The sequence below is a fragment of the Agaribacillus sp. DX54 genome, from assembly GCF_056858335.1.
The window spans coordinates 158,911-179,335 of sequence record NZ_JBXEQE010000004.1; the positions used below are offsets into that span (position 1 = coordinate 158,911).

A 20,425-nucleotide genomic window follows, 5' to 3' on the forward strand; every position below is an offset into this window, starting at 1 on the left:
TTCGAATAATTCAGTTGACGCTCATTAATTCGCGGGCATTCTCAAATGCCGTGGCTGTCGGCTCGTCCCCACCGATCATTTTGGCGATTTCCAACACGCGTTCTTCGTCGGAAAGTTTTCTGATCTTACTGATGGCCTTGGACTCACTGTTATCTTTGAATACAAAGTAATGAGCATCTCCTTTAGCCGCAAATTGTGGCAGGTGACTGATGGCCACTACCTGGTGTTTTACAGCCATTTCTTTCATCATATTGGCCATTTTGATGGCAATTTCACCGGAAATGCCCGCATCGATTTCATCGAACACCATAGTTGGCAGGGATGTCTTTTGGGCCAGGAGGTATTTGATACAGAATAATAACCTGGAAAATTCCCCTCCTGAAGCTACTTTTTTCAGCGGTTGTGGTGTGATGCCTTTGTTGGCACTGAATAAAATGCTGATTTCATCAATTCCTGAGGCATTGGGCTCGATTTGACGCGAGGATATTTTTAGTGTCGCATCTTCCATGCCCAGATTTTTTAACAACCGTGTAATGGACTCCTCAATCTCCTTAAAGCATCGGGTTCTTGACCCTGATAATGCACGGCCTTTTTCCAGCAATTCTTTATGAAGGCTTTCCTTCAGTTTTCTGGCCTGTTGCAGTGCTTCCTCCATGTTTTCGGCCTTATCGATCTTTTGACTTAATTCCTTGCAGATATTCAACAAGCCGGCAATATCGTCTACCTGGTGTTTTTGTTGAAGCCGGTAAATCAAACTCAGGCGGTCCTGAACCGCGGTGATTTTTTCGGGGTTGAATTCCACTCGATCCTGGGCTTTTTCCAGATCGGAGGTCAGGTCTTTTAACTCAATAAGGCAATTGTCAATCCTGTTTTTGGCCGTCTCGTACTGGCTCGAAATTCTGGCAAGTTGACCCAACAACGTGGAAATGGTTTGCAAGTGGCTATTGATAGCCATTTCATCCTGGTCAAGAATTAACAGGCATTGATGCAATTTACTTTTTATTTCCTCAGCATTTTCCAGGGTTTTTAACGCCTCCTCCAGCTCTGGCTGTTCATCTTCCTGCAAGTCGGCTTTTGCCAGTTCATTCAGTTGAAACCTGAAATAATCTTCTTCTTTGGATATTTCTTTGGCGGTGTTCAATAGTTTTTGGTAGTCGCTTTGGGCTTTGGTGAAATTGTGAAAAGTGGATCGGTATGCCAAAAAAAGCGCTTTGTTTTGTGCAAAACTGTCCACTAAATCCAGTTGAAACCGGTTTTCCCCTAAAAGCAGGTTATCATGTTGGGAATGGATATCAACCAGGTATTCGCTCAAAGTTTTTAGCACATCCAGCGTCGCCGGAGTGTCGTTTACAAATGCCCTCGATTTGCCATTGGGGGTAATCTCTCTTCTGATAATGGTAACGGGTTCATAATCCAGGTCCGATTGCCTGAACAAATCTTCCAGTTGATAATCTCCGATATTAAAACATGCCTCGATAATGCACTTTTCATGTTGATTAAAAAGTACTTTGGTATCGGCCCTCTTGCCCAGTAGCAATCCCACCGCGCCGAGGATGATTGATTTTCCCGCACCGGTTTCACCGGTGATGATATTGAACCTTTTGGATGGATCAATCTTCAACTCTTTTATAAGGGCGTAATTTTTAATAAATAGGTTTTGAAGCATTAATTATATCTTATCCTGGATTGCCTTTTAAAAATAAGAATAATCAGGGAGATTAGTTACTTAAAATCTCTTGATAATCTGAAGTTTTTGTAGGTTGCAATTGTGCTAATATTTCGTAAGCCTGTCTCCTCACTGTCAGGTCGCCTTCAGAAAAAATATTGATTAATTCATCGGATTTCGCATATAAGAACAGGATAATAATGTAGGCATTGGGGTTTACCTGAAAGGCAGTCCGGATTTTTTTCAAGGAATCCAGAATAGATTTCCTGCTTTCATCAGGGGATTGGTCAAAGGTATCCAGCCCCAAACGGTGGTAATCATACATGGCTTCCCTGGCACTTTGTAACTGGGGGCTGTTTAAATTTTCAGCGAGCCAGTAACGATTTCTCGGAGGCGATACAAATTGCTTCCAACCATTGCCACCGAATTGCTGGTCGGCGTTATTAGCTATATTTCTGGCTTTTTCAAAATATTGTGTGCCACCGAATTTGCTAAAAGAGTCATAATCAATGCCGATGATAATGTAAGCGTAATAAGCTAAAATGGCTGTAATGTTGCTTTGAAGGCTATTCTCGTTAAATTCCAGCGGCTGTGAGGTAACATAGTCGAAATTCCAGTTGTTGTCTGCATAATTTTGTGCCATATTCAGCAGAATGGATTCATAATTTGTATTGTAAATGGGTCTGGCGGACTGGATTTGTACTGCCGCCTCAAAACTGCTCACCGAGTTCATTTTTTCAATAGTAATCACCAGGTTACAATCGATTCGTTCCTCTAAGCTAAAGTTGTCATTAGTCCATTTCCGGTTATTCAAAAACTGTGAGAACGCCGTTTCCATGTCCCTGAATACTGCCCGTTCAGAAGTTTGTACCCTCGGGCCAAGGTTGACCACTACATTGGCGTTCAGTTCCTGCCCGTAGGAAGTAATCAGGCTAAACAATACCAGCAAAGAGCATAACACTTTTTTCATGGAAGTTTGGCGCTAATAGCAGTAATAATATCTTCTGCCACGTCTTTTTTACTTTTTAACTCAAAATTACGGGAATTATTTTCGTCAATGATAGTAATTTTGTTGGTATCATGGCCAAAACCAGCCCCATCGTCCCTGAGGGAGTTTAAGACAATTAAGTCGAAATTTTTTGAAGTCAGTTTCTTCCGCGCATTATCGGTTTCATTTTCTGTTTCGAGGGCAAACCCTACATTGATCTGATGAGGTTTTTTCATTTTGCCCAGTTCCAGGGCTATGTCATGTGTTTTTACCAGGGTGATTGTTAGCCCATTTTTCTCTTTTTTGATTTTTTGTAATGATTTATCCCTGGGGGTATAATCTGCCACAGCCGCTGCCAGTATGGCAACCTCCGACTGTTCATAATGTTTTATACTCTGCCGGTACATTTCCTCTGCGGAATTAACCCGGATTAACCTGATGTTAGGGTGGTCAACTGTCAGACTTGTCGGCCCGCTTACCAGGGTAACTTCCGCTCCTTTGTCAGCCATGCTGTTAGCCAGTGCGTAGCCCATTTTACCGGAAGAATGATTGCCGATGAATCTTACAGGATCGATTTGTTCATGTGTAGGCCCCGCTGTTATTAATACTTTTTTCCCTTTGAAACGGTCATTGGCAGAAAAATGGTTTTTCAGGTGCTCTATAATGTGCTCCGGCTCAGCCATCCGCCCGTTTCCGATTAATCCACTGGCTAACTCCCCGAATTCCGCTTCAATGATATGATTGCCATACTCGTTCAAATCCAACAGGTTTTTGCGGGTGGCGGGATGCTGATACATGTCCAGATCCATTGCCGGAGCAAGAAAAACAGGACATCTTGCCGATAAATAAGCGGCTAGCAACAGGTTGTCACACAGCCCTTGGGCCATTTTAGCAAGGGTGTTGGCGCTGGCGGGCGCTATCAGTAAGGCGTCTGCCCACAACCCAAGCTCCACATGATTATTCCACTCACCCGTATCATCTTTTTTGAAATCAACCAATACCGGATTTTTGGACAAAGTAGCTAAGGTCAGGGGGGTAATAAATTCAACAGCAGCGGCTGTCAAAATGATTTTTACCTCTGCACCTTGTTTGATGAGCAACCTCGTAAGTATCGCCGCTTTGTAGGCAGCGATACTGCCGCATACTCCCAAAACAATTTTTTTATTGCGGAGCATGCTTCCATGTTTTATTTGGGATCTTCGTCGGCCTGACGAAACATAATTTCTCCTTCCAGAAACTCTTCTGTGGCCACACTGGTGGGCTTTGGCATCCTTTCATAGAATTTGGAAATCTCAATTTGTTCCCTGTTTTCAAATATCTCTTCCAGGTTATCCACCGTGCTTGCAAATTCTGCTAATTTGCTGTTAAGCTCTTCTTTCATTTTAGTAGATATTTGCCTTGCTCTCTTAGAAATTATAGCTACCGATTCATATATGTTGCCGGTAGGCCTGGAAATTTCAGCCAGGTCCCTTGTGATAATTGATGATTGTATCGCCATAATTTAATGTTTATTTACAGATTGCCATTGGCTTCTTTTTTGCTCAACTGGTCAATGCTTTCTTTATAAATATTTTCTGCCTTCTTCAAATATACGCTTTCCGGATAAAAATCAATAAAAGTTTCACAGAGTTTAAGCGCTTCCTTAAACCTTTCTTTTTGTTTAAGCGGTACACTCTGCTGTGCAAGCCTGAATTTGGCATCTAGTCTAAGGTAATTAATCTCTTCGTTTCTTTTTGAGTCAGGAAAATCCTTTTCAAAATTCTCAAAAGCAATGATGGCCGCTTTCAGGTTTCTCGGATCATATTCCTTTAGTTTGTAATATTCTTTCGCGTTAAAATAGGCCTTGTCTTCCAGCTTCTCCCTCAACCTGTTAATAATATTGTTGCCCTGCTCCTTGTACTCGGTTTGCGGATATTTGTTCAGAAAATTCTGCATGGCTTCTACCGCTTCAAACGTACTTGACTGGTCGAGATTAAAAGCCGGGGAATCCAGGAATAATGAATAGGCATGCATGTACATACTTTCTTCTGCAAACTCACTTCTTGAATAGGTTTGATAAAACAGCTTGAAATAATAGGCACTTTGAATATATAACTTTTGATGAAAATGAGAATAAGCGTAATAGTATTGCGCCTTTTCGGCTCTTTTGTCACCTCTCAAGAGAGGCAATATCTGTTCCAGTAATACACTGGACCGGTAGTAATCCTTTTTATCAAAATATTCAATAGCAGCCTTGTACTTTGCCTCCAGATCATCACTTTTTTCGATTTTTCTGAATTGGGAGCAATAGGAAAGGAACAGGGATACAACCAGAATAAAATATACGTATTGCTTCGGTTTTAACATGCGGGTGCAAATATAAAGTACTCAGTAAAAATAAACTAGTAAGGTGGATTTTTGTTGCTAACCTGTTATACTGGAACTAATGCATAAAGGGGCAAAAAGGTTGCCCGTTTATCTTTTAATGATAAACTTTTTTGTGATCGCATTGTCATTATCGATGTACACGGAATAGAAATATACGCCAGGGTTTAAATCTTCAGTATTGATTACCAGGGATTGATCGAAAGAAGATAATTCATATTCACCTACTTTACCCCCAAGGACGTTGTGAAGCACTATTTTAACATCTTTTTCATCATTCAGAATGCTGTAATCAATAGCAGCGGAATTACTGACCGGATTTGGATAGACATTGCTGATTTGAATATTTTTATTTTTCAGCATCAGACTTTTTGGCTTTTTTTCAAGCACTTTATATAATACCTCAAATTTTACGGCATCCAGTGGGTTGTTTTTATCATAAAAAACATAAGTAACGGTGCTTTGTGCCTCTGTTATACCTGCAAGCAATACACTGTTGAATTTACTGGTAGTTTGTCCAGGCTCCAGCATGATCGATCTGGGTAGTAAATCTACTTTGGTATCAAAGCAATCGTCACCCCAACAGAAATAATGGCTTTGTCCTGAACTGATTTGCTTTTCAGCTCTTTTAACGGTAAGTAAAATGGGTTTATCGGAATGGTTTCTGATTTTGAAGTTATTGTTGATTTTTGAGCCAATAGTACCTATAACCTCTTTTTGGGCTTCCAAAATTTCTATACTCTGGGCCAAATTAAAATCCAGGGCAAAAAAGAACAGAAAAATTAACAGGACTATGAATTTTGTAAATTTCACTCAAATTATCTCTTGACTTAATATACTTTTTAAAAGTACGCTTTATTCATGTAAAAGTTGTTAAAACTTATTCAATTTAACTTACGTTAACAAAATTTTTTTGAAAGCGATTCGTTCTGGGTACTTTTGTAATGAATACTCATTAATTTAATGAATTTCTTGGATATAAGCAAGGAATTCTTGATATAGTCTCATTCTTCAGGGCGAATTCTCTTTTTCCGGGCCGTAGTTTTTTTGTCAATTACCTCCTCAACCTTACTTTCACCATATATCACTTCATTTTTGGTGGGCTTTTCATCTTGTCGCCAGCGATAATCCTTTAACCGGGTGTCAGGTTCTTCCATTTCATGTGGTGGGATCAAAGTTGCGTCAGGATTCACATAAGTATTAATGCTGTTGACCTCTCCTTCCTTGAACAATATACGCATGTCACTGCACACAATTTTGTTCATACCGAACAGGATCGTATCATTTTCAGCGACGAAATAAATGCTTTCCGCATTTCCGAATACATCGACCTTATTAATCTCATTTTCTTCAAAATAAGCGATCATGTCCCGTCCCTTTATTTGATTGTGGCGGATCAGTAACGAGTCGAGCGAAATAACGAAGGCATTCTGTGTCATGTTCATCCGGTCAATCTGATCGTTGCGGATAACCATATTGATGGAGTCGGCTACAATTTGGTTCCCACCGTTCCAGATAATAGGGTCATTGTAAAAATAGATGATAGAGTCTGCCTGGTGATAGGCCAGCGAATCTGCCTTTCCCTGCATGTCTGTGTGATACACTTTCACGTTATTAAAGGCTAACAGCCTTTTTTTACGGGGGTCTATGTTATCAATTGAAACCAGTGTATCGGCCGATAAATACAGCGTATCATCTTTGAATGCTTTTTTCATCAGTGCATTTCCATAAACTTTGGTAATGCTGTCCGCGGCCCAGTATTTGCCAAAATCGCCCAATATAATCACTTTATCTTTTTCACTAACCACCTTGACATTGCCGGTGGAGGTATAGTATTTGTTTAAATCATCAAAATCCAACGCATCACCTTCCAGTATCTGGTCACCGCTTTCAATCACACCTTTTTCAATTTCAGATTTTTCAATCCTGGTAATATATTTACCCTTATGGGCATTTAGCGTGGTGCCGTCTTTTTTCACAATCCTGGTCGGCCCCCTGAAATAAGCGATATCAGCGTTAAGGTCATACTGCAGGGTATCACCGGTAATCACCGCTTCGGGTGTTGTCAGCTCGGCGTTGTCCTTAAACGAGGAGAACTTGGTACGGGTATCATAATAGCCTTTATCACTGATCAGGACGTTTTTACTGTCCACAACTTTCCCTCCATTGAAGTAATATGCCAACTTGCCCGGCATATCATAGTCAAGAAAATCGGTATAAATGGTAATTGAATCATCTTTGTAGACCACATCTTCCCTGAATTGCGCCAACTTTGTATTGCCATTATAAAAAAGTTTCTTGCCGGTAATGGTAATGGAGTCTCCCTGCAGAATCTTTACATGCCCGATGGCCTCCATGGTGTTGGTACGGTCAAAACTATATGCAGTGTCGCAATATATAATGGTGTTTTCATGAATAAACTTAGCGTTGCCAAATAGTTTGGTGTATTCTTCCCCGTTCCTAACGCCGTTTTTCAATGAATCCGCATGCTGGATTTTGATTCGGTATTTTTTTTGTCCATAGGTAGATTGAATGGCACCCAAACAACAAAAAAAAAGCAAGATGTATTTTAGATCCTTCATTAATATCAATTAACAAAGTTATGCAAAAAAGATTGTTTTATGGGTTAGGATACATTGGAATTTGATTAGCTTCGTAATTCTATTAACAGAATTAGCAAAAACGAAGCCAAACTTTTAGTTTACAGGGTATATTGCCTATTATGTTTGAGGAATTCAAAAATTTTATTGACCGTCGGCAACTGTTTCATCCTGATGATAAGATCCTGTTGGCGGTTAGCGGGGGGCTGGATTCCATGGTGATGGCTTATCTTTTTCATCATTGCAAGTACCGCTTTGCCATCGCCCATTGCAATTTTCAGCTCAGGGGTGAGGCATCGGTTTTAGACGAGGAATTTGTTGGTCAGGTAGCGGAAAAGTATCACGTCGAATTTGTTTCCCGCAGGTTTGAGACAGAAAAATATGCTCGGGAACAGGGGATCTCCGTACAAATGGCTGCCAGGGAGCTGAGGTATGAATGGTTTGAACAACTATTGGTTAAATTGGAATGCAGGTATCTGGCCACAGCCCATCATTTAAACGACGCTTTCGAAACAGCCCTGTTTAACCTGGTTAAAGGGACAGGTTTGAGCGGATTAAGGGGAATTACTGCCAAGAGCCAATATCGTATCAGACCTTTGCTTTTTTCGGATGGAAAAAGGATCGAATCATTTGCGGTCGAACAAGGGGTTGAATGGCGCGAAGACCAGTCTAATGCCTCGGTCAAATACCACAGAAACTTTATTCGGCATAAAGTTGTTTCACTGCTCGAGCAAATAAATCCTGACCTTATCAACAGCTTTTCAGAAAGTGCAAGGAAAATTACTGCCGCTGAAAATATCGTCGCTGCCAAAACGGAGGAATTCAAAGAAAAACTGGTAAAAACCGACGGAAAAGATTTTTACCTCGATAAAAAGGTTTTGGCTGAACAGCAAGAAGGTTCATTTATGCTATTCCAAGTACTGAAACCTTTCGGGTTTAATTTTTCGCAGGCGTGTGATATTTACGATAAACTAGGCCATACGGGTAAACGCTTCCTTTCCAAAGATTACCAGCTTAATGTAGACAGGCAAGCATTGATTGTAAGCCCGGTTTCTGACAATCCTGTTAAGGAAATATTCATTGAGGCGGGCCAACAAACGGTTCTTAGCCAGCAATTTCGTTTATCATTACAGCAGATTTCTGCCGAAGGTTTTTCCATTCCAAACAATAAAGACACCGCAGCCCTGGACTTTGAAAAGCTTAAATTTCCTTTAAAAGTGAGGCTATGGAAAAAAGGTGACTGGTTTATTCCACTTGGAATGAAACACAAAAAAAAGCTGAGCGATTTTATGATAGATGAGAAAATTCCTTTAAACTTGAAATCGAGAGTGTCAGTGTTGCAATCTTCCGGTGATATTGTCTGGGTCATTGGATACCGGATAGACGACAGGTACAAAATCACCAGCCATAGCCGGCAGGTCTTCGTTGTAAAAAAGCAAATGTATGATTAACCCTTTTAAAAAGAGTTATTCTAAAGAGGAAATAAATACTTTCAGGTTTCTTTCCAGAATAAAGCTGTTCAGTTTGTTATCCAATGATGAACTCTCCGAGTTTGTCCCATACCTCTACCCCAGGAAGTATAAGAAAGATGAGGTGGTTTTCTTCCGGGATGACCCAAGTCAGGCCCTGTATATTGTCAAAAGAGGCGAAGTTACCCTGAACATAGATATCAGCGACAGGTTTGAAAAATTGGTGGAGGTCAAGTCCGGGCAGGCTTTTGGAGATAACACCTTGCTGAATAATACGAAAAGACTATACACGGCTGTCATTTCATCGGACACCGCCACGTTATTCGTTATTCCCCAGGTCAATATTCAGGATATATTCAACAGCAATGACAAAATAAAAGCAAAAATGCTGAATTCCCTCGCAGAAATGTATAATCAATACACAGGGAACCTTTTTAAGGCCTACAAATCTTCCTTCGGTTTTTTCGACATTGCCGAAGCCTACCGAGGGTAGTTGAGTGAGTCCTTACCTGTTATATTCCCATTTTCACCAAATTTCGGTAAACCGCGTGAACAGGCAATCCCATCACATTGAAATACGAACCAACAATTTTCTCGACGGCCACCATGCCGATCCACTCCTGGATGCCGTAGGCACCTGCCTTGTCGAAAGGTCTATATCGATCTATGTAGTAGTCGATTTCCCGGTTGCTTAATGACCTGAAGTGCACTTCGGTGGTTTCGTCGAAGACGATTTTTTGATCTTTTGTTAAGAGGCAAACTCCGGTTGTCACATGGTGTGGCTTGCCTGAAAGTGCTGAAAGCATCTCTCTGGCATGATTTTTATCTTGGGGTTTTCCCAGGATCTTTTGATCAATCCTAACCACCGTGTCTGCAGCAAGAAGAATTTCGTGCTGTATGTGATCTTTAAGGGCAAGGGCTTTTTGGGTAGCTATGTAACTGGCCACATCCTTGGCTTCGAGGCCGGATGGGTAGGTTTCATCTGTGGCCTGTGTTTTTACCGTAAACTGAAATCCCGCCTCTTTTAACAAGGCCTGGCGCCGGGGGGATTTAGACGCTAAGATCAATGTTTTTGTGAAATTCATCATCATCGATGGAGTCAAAAAGGAAACCACATATTACTTTGGGATAAAAGTAAGTGGATTTTTGAGGAAGTGTAAACCCACTAAAGCAAACGTCTTTAATTTTGTCCATGGTAATTTCATTCACGATAATCGCCATCTGGGCTTCCCCGGTGGTTACTTTGATGAGGCAATCGGCAAAACTTCTGTCAAAAGTAATATTCTCCGAAGTGGTATGATCTTTTCCAGGTATGCCCAGTGCTTTTTCTATGACAAAATAATGCATAACCGTCAAATCCAGGTCTTTGATTTTATCCGGAAATTTCCAGTCAATATCTCCGTAAACCTCGGGTTTTAGTCTTATTTTGAAGGCATTGTTTTTAAATAATATACCGAATGCCCATTTTTTACCAACAATAATCTCATTGAGGTCATAGGTATTTTCAACGGCTTTAATGGTGAAGTTCGGTTCGATTTTTTTCATTACCTCTTGCTGATCGAAACCTTTCAAGCCATGTATTAAGCGGTGGGTGGGTAAAATACGGATATCATCTGATGCTATATTGGTCAGATACATCATATGGTAATTGTACCCTTCCCAACCGGTGTGTCCGGGGTTACCGGCCTGTTGTTTTTTTTTGTAAACCAGGGATCCGGCATACCGATGATGGCCGTCGGCGAGTATGATTTGTTTTTCTTTCAGATGGTTGGTGAAAGTTTTTATAACATGGGCATCATGAATGACGCTGATTACGTCTCTGACACCTTGGTAATCCTCGGTTTCATATAATGGTGAGGCCATACTTTCATCCATAAATTCTTCAAGGACAAAATCAGGGTCATGGTACAAGCCATGGGTAGGGCTGACGTTAAGTTTGGTTTTCTCCAGGATGTCGATCCGGTCGTTAACGGAAACGGGCATGGTATTTTCGTGGCGCATTATCACATTTTCATCCCAGTCATAAATCCGGATATTGCAGATAAATCCTTTACGGCAGTATGCACGGCTACTGCCTGGAAGTTGAAAATATTGGTAATACACATACAGACTGGGAATCCGGTCCTGAACAAGCACTCCGCTTTCTTTCCATTTTTTTAATGTTAGCCGGGCATTTTCAGGTGGGTTACTGCCCTTGGGTACGGAAAGATGGATGCTGTTGTAGGGATTTTGATATAGTTTTTTCCGCTGTTTTTCCGAAACTACATCGAACAAAGGCGAAACCAACTGGTCAATATCAGGGATCAGGGATGGATGATAGCGCCAGGCTTTCAAAGGAATGATTTCTGCCATTATTTTAGTCTATATCTCCATTTACTGAGTTTGGTATGCTGGTTCCGATGGTCGATCACGTCTTTCTTATCGTTTTCTATCAGGTGAGCAGCCAGAACCACAGCCAGCTTTTCCAACTCGGTATGGTTACTGTCCCGGAGGTATGCCGGTTTAAAATGTTTCTCAACAAACCGGGTATCGAATTCACCGCTGACAAATGCCTGATGTTTAAGTACAAACTGGCAAAACCCCAAGGTAGTTTCAATTCCGGTGATTTCAAAATCACTAATGGCCCTTAACATTCTTTTTATGGCTTCCTCTCTATTGCTCCCGTGTACCGTAAGTTTTGCGATCATAGGATCGTAATAAATAGGTATTTCCATGCCTTCCTCAAATCCGTCATCTACCCGTATTCCAGGGCCCTGGGGCGGGCGGTATGTTTGCAATGTACCGATATCAGGCAAAAAATTATTGGCCGGATCCTCCGCATATACGCGTACCTCGATGGAATGCCCATGAATGGGCAATTCTTCCTGAGTAAAGTTCAGGGGCTTGCCTTCGGCGATGTGGATTTGTTCTTTTACCAGATCGATACCCGTAATTTCTTCAGTCACCGGATGTTCCACCTGCAGGCGGGTATTCATCTCCAGAAAGTAATAATTACGGTGTTCATCTACCATAAATTCCACAGTGCCCGCGCCATAATAATCGCATGATTTTGCCACCTCAATCGCAGCTTCACCCATCGCTTTTCGCATATCATCCGTCAAAATGGCTGAAGGTGCCTCTTCTATCACCTTTTGATGTCTTCTTTGAATAGAACATTCACGTTCAAACAGGTAAACGACTTCGCCATGTTGGTCTCCCAGCACTTGAATTTCGATATGCCGGGGCGAGGTGATGAATTTTTCAATAAATACTGACCCGTTACCAAAAGCGGATTGTGCTTCACTCACAGCCCTGTTCAATTGTTCTTCCAGGTTTTCCTCACTTTCGACAACGCGCATACCCTTTCCGCCTCCACCGGCGCTGGCTTTGATTAACACAGGATAACCTATCTCCCTGGCCTTGTTTTTTGCCATAGCGATGTCTGAAATCGCTTCATCGGTTCCGGGCACCATGGGCACATTAAATTTGGACACGGCCGCTTTGGCCGCAAGTTTATCACCCATGGTGCTGATTGATTCCGGCGACGGGCCCACAAAAATCAGGTTGTTTTCAGCGACTTTCCTGGCAAATCCGGCGTTTTCTGACAAGAATCCATACCCCGGATGGATGGCATCGACCTGCAATTTTTTGCAGATTTCGATGATTTTGTCCCCCTGTAAATAGGAAGAAGCAGAGGGTGGCGGCCCAATCAGAACAGCTTCATCGGCATACTTTACGTGAGGGGAGGTGCGATCTGCTTCGCTGTAAACAGCCACGGTTTTAATGCCCATATCTTTGGCAGTTTTCATCACCCTCAGGGCGATTTCACCTCTGTTTGCCACGAGTAGCTTTTTAATATTTGTCATGTTAAATTGTAAATATTTTATCGGAATCCTTCCCTGCAATGCTACGGAATAATTTTTTCATAAAAAATCTATATATGATAAAATTAAGAGCGTTTTTTGACTTGAATGGGATTAAGTGTTACATTTGTGTGTTTTTTAAAGTAAGAAGTTAGATTTATTTGATCACTAAAAAGTATTAGATTGGATATTTTTGAGAAATTTCAAAGCGACAAGGGGCCACTAGGTAGGCACGCCAACGTAGAAGAAGGATACTTTATGTTTCCGAAGCTGGAAGGGGAGATCGCGCCAAGAATGAGATTTAGGGGAAAAGAGGTTTTGACCTGGAGTTTGAATAATTATCTTGGTCTGGCCAATCATCCCGAAGTAAGAAAAGCTGATGCAGATGCTGCCAGGAAATATGGCCTGGCTTATCCGATGGGTGCAAGGATGATGTCCGGTAACACGAATTTACATGAGCAGTTGGAGGAAGAATTGACGGCTTTTGTAATGAAGGAGTCAACCATGCTGCTCAACTACGGCTATCAGGGAATTCTTTCCATTATCGATGCCTTGGTAGGAAGGAAAGATGTTATTGTCTATGATGCTGAATCACATGCATGTATCATAGATGGCGTGCGGTTACATATGGGGAAAAGATTTGTTTACCCGCACAATGATATTGAAAACCTGGAAAAGCAGTTGGAAAGGGCTACAAAGCTTGCGAATGAGAATGGGGGAGGTGTGCTGGTTATTACCGAAGGGGTATTTGGAATGTCCGGAAATATGGGTAAGCTGAAGGAAATTGTAGCGCTAAAAAAGAAATTTGATTTCCGGTTATTGGTTGATGACGCCCACGGATTCGGAACTATGGGAAAAACCGGTGCTGGCGCCGGTGAGGAGCAAGGTGTGCAAGATGGCATCGATTTGTATTTCTCTACATTTGCCAAATCAATGGCAAGTATCGGTGCATTTGTATCAGGAGATAAGCCCATTATCGATTACCTGAGATATAATACCCGGTCGCAGATATTTGCTAAATCATTGCCTATAGCCCTGGTGGTAGGCGCCCTCAAGCGCCTTGAATTGCTGAAAACCAAACCGGAGTTGAAAGAAAATCTTTGGAAAGTCGTTGATGCCCTGCAAAATGGTTTGAAAGAAAAAGGATTTAATATAGGTACCACCGAGGCCTGTGTAACACCAGTACTGATGAGTGGTGGTTTAAATGATGCCACCGGTTTGATCAAAGACCTGCGTGAACAATATAACATATTTTGTTCGGTGGTAATCTATCCGGTAGTTCCCAAAAATGTCATTATGCTAAGGTTGATTCCGACGGCTGTACATACCATCGAAGATGTCGAAGTTACCATCAGTGCCTTCGAGTCTGTGAAGCATAAACTGGTCAGCGGGGAGTATAGAAAAAAGGGGGTAGCGATAATTGCAGAACAATAATTTATCTAAAAAAATGCTTGTTTTTATTGTTTTTGGAACATTTTGTATATATTGCCATCAAATTATAAACAATTATCTTAAACTTTTAAAACTATAGAATAATGAATAGATTTGAAGAAATCAGAGATATGGTTTTGTCTCTAGAAGGTGATTTCCAAAAGTTTTATGACAAAGGTAACCAGGCCGCTGGTACCAGAGTAAGAAAAGGAATGCAAGAGCTGAAAAACCTCGCCCAAAACATCCGTGTTGAGGTTCAAGACAGGAAAAATGCTAATTAGAGAGTAATTGATAAGATATCATTCATTGTAAAGGGTGATGTTCCATAGAACATCACCCTTGTGTTTTTAATCCTTCTGTTTATCAAGAATCAATTCTTTAGAGAAAACGATCCCTACTATAAGAAACATGGCAAATAGGGATTGTTATAGCTTATTTTAGCCAGCTTTTTTGGATGATGGTGCCTTGTGGCGGTTTTTTGCCACGAAGGCACCAAAGCCCTGATTAACAAGTGCTTGTTAACACAATTTATTTTAAACTTTGGTGATTGGTGAAATGAATTGAGAGGTTTAGAGGTGTTTTATTGCCAGTGCATTTGCTTTAATACCCATCTGATCTCTTCAGTTAACTCAGGGGAAGCGGGTAATAGGGGCGGGCGTACTACCGGGCGGCAAATATTCATTTCATTCAATACCTGCTTTATACCTGTAGGGTTGCTTTCTTTGTACATTAATGAATTCATCAGAGATAACTGGCGCAACGCACCGGTGTAAAGGTTTGTATCGCCATTCAGTGCACCATGGGTTAGCTTTTTGAATAATGCCGGAAAAGCATTGGCCATTACCGAAATAACGCCGATGCCACCAAGCCCAATGAGCGGGACGGTGAACATGTCGTCCCCTGAAATCAATAAAAAATCTTGGGGTTTCCTGCTGGCAATTTCAATGCATTGATGCAGGTTCCCCGATGCTTCTTTAATACCTATAATGTTTGAATGCTCTGCCAGCTTTAGTGTTGTCGATACATCGAGGTTGGAGGCTGTTCTTCCTGGTACATTATATAATAACACCGGTACCGGACAGGCATCGGCGATCATTTCGTAATGATTGATAATACCGGCCTGTGAAGGTTTATTGTAATATGGACTCACTGAAAGCAGACCATCTACCCCCTCAAAATCCGTATTTTTAATTTGATGGATTACACCCAATGTATCGTTACCGCCAATACCATACAGAATAGGTAACTTATGGGGATTGTTGCTTTTAATAAACTGCAGGATCTCCTTCCTTTCCTCCCGGGTAATTGTTGGCGATTCCCCGGTAGTGCCCAGCACTACGAGATAGTCTGTACCATTTTCTGCATGGTATTCCAATAACTTAGCCAGCCCGTTATAATCCACCTGATATGAGTCTTCAAAAGGTGTAACCAATGCCACACCGGTTCCTTTGAATAAACTTGACATTTTATTAATTAATAAATTTAAGGTAGTGATAAACCTGATCAATCAACTCTTCAATCGAGTTGTCTTTATTGATTTTGATCATCAGTTCATAAAATGGGTTTTTGTCGTCGTAGTATTTTCCTACCCGGCATTTGGCATTGCTTTTTGCCAATATGTTGTCCGTAAAAATATTTGATTCGATGTCAAGGACAATTAAATAGTCGAATTTCTTTTCTACAAATTGGGAAATTGATCTGGACACAATTCCTCCAAAAAGGGAAAAATCCCTGGTAGTGAAATAATCAAATATAAAATCATAGTTTTCCTTACCCTCCCCAAGCCAGCACAGTACATCTACCTGCTTTTTATCTTTTTCCAGTAACTTGATAAACTTTTTGATGAGGGTATGTTTTGGCCGGTCAATCACTGTGAACAAAATACCTATACTTTCAGCCTGTTCATAGCTAACACTATGTCGTTTAACTTTACCTTTTTTTATAACTCTTTTGGTATTCCTCGTTAAAAGCTTATCGGAAATTGTTGACATTATGATTGATTGATCATCGCTAAAAATTCCTGCTCGGAGATGATGTTAACACCCAGCTTTTGAGCTTTCTCCAGTTTTGCAGGCCCCATGTTTTCTCCTGCCACAAGGTAGTCTACTTTTCCTGAAATGCCGGACACTACCTTGCCACCGTTATTTTTGATCCTCTCCTTGATTTCATCCCTGCTAAATGAACTAAAAACACCCGATATTACAAAAGATTTGGCATCCAGCAAATTACTTTCCAAAACTACTTCTTTTTCTTCTATGGCAAATTGCAATCCGGCGTTTTTTAGTTCTTCAATTAACCTGTTATTTTCCGGATCTTTAAAAAATTCAATAACACTTTCAGCAATTCTTTCCCCAATTTCAGGAACATCGATTAGTTCCTCAAAATTAGCGGCAGCCAGATGATCTATACTTTTAAAATACGCTGCCAGTTTTTCCGCTACTGTTCTGCCGACATACCGTATTCCCAAAGCAAACAGCACACTCGCAAAATCTATATTTTTGGAGGCTTCTATGCCGTTAAGCAGGTTTCTGGTAGATAAATCCTTAAATCCTTCCAATTGAAAGATGTCATCGTATGATAGCTTGTACAGATCGGCGGGGTTATTTAACAGTTTTTGTTCAAAAAGCAATGCAATGGTTCTGGCTCCCAAACTGTCAATATCCATTGCCTTCCTTTGGATAAAGTGCTCAATTCTCCCTTTTATTTGAGGGGGGCATCCCCGTTCGTTGGGGCAATAATGAAGCGCCTCACCTTCTTTTCGGATCAAAGGAGTGCCGCATTCCGGGCAGGTGGTTATATATTCGACAGGTTCGCTTCCTTCCGGCCGCTTCATTACATCCACACCGGTAATTTTGGGGATAATTTCGCCTCCTTTTTCGACCAGGACAGTATCGCCTATCCTCAGGTCAAGCCTTTCGATTTCATTGGCATTGTGTAGTGAAGCCCTCTTTACGGTCGTTCCCGCTAACAAAACCGGTTCCAGGTTAGCTACAGGAGTTATAGCGCCGGTACGGCCTACCTGATAGGAGATTTCTTTTAGTACCGTTGCTGCATTCTCGGCTTTATATTTGTAGGCAATAGCCCACCTCGGACTTTTTGCTGTAAATCCCAACACTTCCTGCTGCTCGTAACTGTTTACTTTTACCACAATGCCGTCCGTTTCGAGGGGCAGTTCAAACCGTTTTGTTTCCCAATGTTCGATATATTCAATGACCTCCTCGATGTTTTTACATTTTCGATAGGTAGGGGAAACTTTAAACCGCCATTCTTCCAACTGTTTTAAAGCTTCTTCATGGGTTTTGACCTGCAGGCCTTCACCAAGCAGGGCATACAAAAAACAATCCAGCTTTCTGCCGGCTACCACGCTCGAATCCTGCATTTTCAAGGTGCCCGAGGCCGTATTCCTGGGGTTGGCTAGTTTTGCTTCCCCAATATCTTCCCGCTCCTTGTTTAACCGGTCAAAAACTTTCCGGGACATGAAAACCTCTCCTCTGACCTCGATGAGGCTTCCACCCGAATTACCGTTAATCTTCAGCGGCAGTGTTTTTATGGTTTTGGCGTTATTGGTAATGTCATCGCCCTTTTCACCATCGCCCCTTGTGATTGCTTTCGACAACACATTATTTTCATAGGTGATGCTAAGGGCTACACCATCGAATTTCAATTCACAAATGTATTCATATGATTCCCCATCCAGGCCCTTATCAACTCTTTTGTCATAATCCCGCAATTCATCCTGTGAATAGGTATTGCTTAGTGACAGCATGGGGTATTTATGGTATACCGTTTCAAATGCCTTAGTGATGATACCCCCGACCCGCTGTGTGGGTGAATCGGACAGCCTGAGTGCTGGAAACTGTTCCTCCAGGTCGATTAGTTCCTGCAGCAGTTGGTCGAATTCGTAATCTGAAACCTCGGAAATATCTTTTTGATAATACAGGTAATTGTAATAGTTGATTTTTTCAGTTAATTCTGTAATTCTTGATTTTGCCTGCTCCTGTGTCATACAAAGTCTTTCCGGGATAATAATATTTACCAATAGGACATTTCCAAATTTATAAAAAATTCTCTTGCAGTCATAGTATGACTCAAAGTCATACTATGACTAACTTACCATTAAAGATAGGCTATGCTATTAATCCTAAGCATAAAAAACTTTATGATCGCATCAAAGTGTTGACCAAAATGAACCGTCTACCTTACTTGCTGTCTGAATGGAAGGCATTGTTCTGATGGTTAATATCTGCCAATCGCTCCGAAGGGTCAATTTTTATTTCTGAAATTTCCGATAATTTTTTTGGTATCCGGAGGCTGTATTGGGGGTGAGTCCAGGGCCAGTCTTCCTGCAATAGTAATTTTAGGTCCCTGTCATTTTTTTTCTCATTTCTCATGATCCGTAAGGGGATATAGTAAGTTTCCTTGTTACCGTCAGTATAGGTAACTTCCAAATCTATTGGCATAGGAATTTCACCGATACGCTCGAGCGTGACTGACGTTGACTGGCCATTGTCGACGACAGATCCAATGCCATAGTCTATGGTTTTAGTCGTATGAACCCAATAATTAAGGTACCAATCCAGAATCATTCCTGATTCCTTTTCCATGATCCTGATAAAATCATTAGGGTTTGGGTGCCTGAACTTCCAGGTATTGAAATATCTGAGCATGCCCTTGTCGAAGTTTTCCTGACCGACAATGTAGCTCAGTTGGTTCAGAAAGATTGACCCTTTTGAATAGGCTGATGTCGAATAGGCCCGGTTTGTGTTAAAATGATCTGCATGGAGAGAGGACGGCTCTTCGATTCCTCTTTTTACCAAATCAAAATATCCCATATAGGTACCTTTGTGCGGATTAAGGATGGTTGAATTGCTGATGTGCTTGATTGTCTCATTGCTGGCAAATGTTGTAAACCCTTCATCCATCCATGCATAGAGTGACTCATTGGTACCTAAAAGATGCTGAAACCAGCTATGAATAAGCTCGTGTACCGTTACTCCAACCAAACCATTCAGCGACCTGTGGCCTGTGATGAGTGTGGCCATAGGATATTCCATTCCACCATCCCCGCCCTGAATGATTGAATATTGCTCGTAAGGATATTTTCCGAACCTTTCATTCATATACTGAAATGCCTTTATAGTGAGTTCAGGTAGCCTGGACCAGTTTTCTTCGGTATTTTTGTTTTTTACATAAAGAAAATGCAAGGTAGGCCCTCCGGGAACCCGGGCGATATCATGGGTATAATCCGGGTCGGCCGCCCACATGAAATCCATGACATTTTCAGCTTTGAAGTGCCAGGTGATGCCTCTTTTATGTTCAGGTACTTTTGTACCGGGTGTTTCATAACCATGTCCGGTTTCATTTGGGTTTTGCAGATACCCCGTGCCACCGACCACATAGGCCGGATCGATGGTAATTTTTACGTCAAAATCGCCCCAGACTCCGTGAAACTCCCGCCCGATATAAGGATTGGGATGCCAGCCCATGTAATCATACTCGGCCATTTTAGGATACCATTGCGACATGGAATAGTCAATGCCTTCTGCATTGTTTCTACCTGACCTTCTGATTTGTACAGGCACCTGGGCTTCAAATTCCATCGCAAATATGGCTTTGCTTCCGGGTAATACAGGTTCATTGAGCTGCACCTCGAGGATTGTGCCGGCGACTTCATAATTGACTGCCTGGCCGTTTTGTTTTAGTGATAATATCTTTTGATAACCAATTTCATCCGGTTTTAATCCGTTGATTCTGCTGCCGACCCTTCTATCGGGATCTGAAATGTTCCTTGACCTGACATCCATCATGCTTTCCGGTTGAAAAGCATTGAAGTAAAGATGGTAGTAGACATTTTGGAGTGTATCCGGGGAGTTATTGAAGTATAAGAGTTCCTGAACGCCTTTATACTGATGGGATTTGACATCCATGACTATATCCATCTTGTACTCCACTCTTTGTTGCCAGCGTCCGGATTGTGACAAGACACACAGACTAAAAAATGAACAAAAAAATAAGAGTGTGATTTTTGACAGGGTTGGGCTTTTCATTGTTGGGTGTTTTTATTT

Annotated in this window: 18 protein-coding genes; 4 read left to right on the top strand and 14 right to left on the bottom strand. The window is 41.5% G+C overall.

What is annotated here, in order from left to right:
* Window positions 1–10 precede the first annotated feature (10 nt).
* The 7 genes from recN to AC04NP_RS06650 all read right to left on the bottom strand — a co-directional run bounded on the left by recN (window position 11) and on the right by AC04NP_RS06650 (window position 7,600).
* Window positions 11–1,666, bottom strand: a complete 1,656-nt coding sequence (gene recN / locus AC04NP_RS06620; RefSeq protein WP_482858730.1) for a DNA repair protein RecN — start codon at window positions 1,664–1,666, stop codon at window positions 11–13.
* A 52-nt stretch (window positions 1,667–1,718) separates the two neighbouring features.
* Entirely contained in the window at window positions 1,719–2,636 is a 918-nt protein-coding gene (porD, locus tag AC04NP_RS06625) for a type IX secretion system protein PorD (protein ID WP_482858731.1), read from the bottom strand.
* Window positions 2,633–3,829, bottom strand: a complete 1,197-nt coding sequence (coaBC, locus tag AC04NP_RS06630; protein ID WP_482858732.1) for a bifunctional phosphopantothenoylcysteine decarboxylase/phosphopantothenate--cysteine ligase CoaBC — start codon at window positions 3,827–3,829, stop codon at window positions 2,633–2,635. The genes porD and coaBC overlap by 4 nt, the downstream gene beginning before the upstream one ends.
* Window positions 3,830–3,840: 11 nt before the next feature.
* The gene (locus AC04NP_RS06635; protein WP_482858733.1) at window positions 3,841–4,152 is read right to left on the bottom strand and encodes a DNA-directed RNA polymerase subunit omega; all 312 of its coding nucleotides are present in this window, start codon (window positions 4,150–4,152) and stop codon (window positions 3,841–3,843) included.
* A 14-nt stretch (window positions 4,153–4,166) separates the two neighbouring features.
* Window positions 4,167–5,000 (bottom strand): outer membrane protein assembly factor BamD, encoded by an 834-nt coding sequence (locus AC04NP_RS06640; RefSeq protein ID WP_482858734.1) that lies wholly within the window; start codon window positions 4,998–5,000, stop codon window positions 4,167–4,169.
* Between the two features lie 108 nt (window positions 5,001–5,108).
* On the bottom strand, window positions 5,109–5,831 hold the full coding sequence (locus AC04NP_RS06645; RefSeq protein WP_482858735.1) for a T9SS type A sorting domain-containing protein: 723 nt from the start codon (window positions 5,829–5,831) through the stop codon (window positions 5,109–5,111).
* Window positions 5,832–6,022: 191 nt separating this feature from the next.
* The gene (locus tag AC04NP_RS06650; protein WP_482858736.1) at window positions 6,023–7,600 is read right to left on the bottom strand and encodes an OstA-like protein; all 1,578 of its coding nucleotides are present in this window, start codon (window positions 7,598–7,600) and stop codon (window positions 6,023–6,025) included.
* Window positions 7,601–7,740: 140 nt separating this feature from the next.
* Between AC04NP_RS06650 and tilS the strand changes: the two genes are divergently transcribed.
* Together tilS and AC04NP_RS06660 are read left to right on the top strand one after the other, a co-directional pair.
* Complete coding sequence (gene tilS / locus AC04NP_RS06655) at window positions 7,741–9,069, top strand: tRNA lysidine(34) synthetase TilS (protein ID WP_482858737.1); 1,329 nt, start codon at window positions 7,741–7,743, stop codon at window positions 9,067–9,069.
* On the top strand, window positions 9,062–9,580 hold the full coding sequence (locus tag AC04NP_RS06660; protein WP_482858738.1) for a cyclic nucleotide-binding domain-containing protein: 519 nt from the start codon (window positions 9,062–9,064) through the stop codon (window positions 9,578–9,580). Before tilS ends, AC04NP_RS06660 begins: the two co-directional genes overlap by 8 nt.
* A 19-nt stretch (window positions 9,581–9,599) precedes the next feature.
* On the opposite strand, the gene AC04NP_RS06665 is transcribed toward AC04NP_RS06660, so the two are convergent.
* From AC04NP_RS06665 to accC, 3 genes are read right to left on the bottom strand one after another with little or no spacing between them, the layout of a single operon-like run.
* Entirely contained in the window at window positions 9,600–10,154 is a 555-nt protein-coding gene (locus AC04NP_RS06665; RefSeq protein ID WP_482858739.1) for a Maf family protein, read from the bottom strand.
* Complete coding sequence (locus AC04NP_RS06670) at window positions 10,138–11,439, bottom strand: DUF1015 domain-containing protein (protein WP_482858740.1); 1,302 nt, start codon at window positions 11,437–11,439, stop codon at window positions 10,138–10,140. The genes AC04NP_RS06665 and AC04NP_RS06670 overlap by 17 nt, the downstream gene beginning before the upstream one ends.
* A complete protein-coding gene (gene accC, locus AC04NP_RS06675) occupies window positions 11,439–12,932 on the bottom strand; it encodes an acetyl-CoA carboxylase biotin carboxylase subunit (protein WP_482858741.1) in 1,494 nt (497 codons plus the stop codon). Before accC ends, AC04NP_RS06670 begins: the two co-directional genes overlap by 1 nt.
* Before the next feature lie 180 nt (window positions 12,933–13,112).
* Here accC and AC04NP_RS06680 point away from each other — a divergent pair, with 180 nt between their 5' ends.
* Window positions 13,113–14,363 (top strand): aminotransferase class I/II-fold pyridoxal phosphate-dependent enzyme, encoded by a 1,251-nt coding sequence (locus tag AC04NP_RS06680; RefSeq protein ID WP_482858742.1) that lies wholly within the window; start codon window positions 13,113–13,115, stop codon window positions 14,361–14,363.
* A gap of 101 nt (window positions 14,364–14,464) precedes the next feature.
* Window positions 14,465–14,641 carry a histone H1 gene (locus AC04NP_RS06685; protein WP_482858743.1) on the top strand — a complete coding sequence of 59 codons (177 nt, stop codon included), beginning with the start codon at window positions 14,465–14,467 and terminating at the stop codon, window positions 14,639–14,641.
* A gap of 299 nt (window positions 14,642–14,940) precedes the next feature.
* Here the strand turns inward: AC04NP_RS06685 and dapA are convergent, their stop codons facing one another.
* From dapA to AC04NP_RS06705, 4 genes are all read right to left on the bottom strand, one after another.
* The gene (dapA, locus tag AC04NP_RS06690; protein ID WP_482858744.1) at window positions 14,941–15,825 is read right to left on the bottom strand and encodes a 4-hydroxy-tetrahydrodipicolinate synthase; all 885 of its coding nucleotides are present in this window, start codon (window positions 15,823–15,825) and stop codon (window positions 14,941–14,943) included.
* 4 nt (window positions 15,826–15,829) lie between these two features.
* Window positions 15,830–16,351 (bottom strand): DUF6913 domain-containing protein, encoded by a 522-nt coding sequence (locus AC04NP_RS06695; protein ID WP_482858745.1) that lies wholly within the window; start codon window positions 16,349–16,351, stop codon window positions 15,830–15,832.
* Window positions 16,351–18,366 carry an NAD-dependent DNA ligase LigA gene (ligA, locus tag AC04NP_RS06700; RefSeq protein WP_482858925.1) on the bottom strand — a complete coding sequence of 672 codons (2,016 nt, stop codon included), beginning with the start codon at window positions 18,364–18,366 and terminating at the stop codon, window positions 16,351–16,353. The genes AC04NP_RS06695 and ligA overlap by 1 nt, the downstream gene beginning before the upstream one ends.
* Window positions 18,367–18,559: 193 nt before the next feature.
* On the bottom strand, window positions 18,560–20,407 hold the full coding sequence (locus tag AC04NP_RS06705) for a M1 family metallopeptidase (protein WP_482858746.1): 1,848 nt from the start codon (window positions 20,405–20,407) through the stop codon (window positions 18,560–18,562).
* Between the last annotated feature and the right edge of the window lie 18 nt (window positions 20,408–20,425).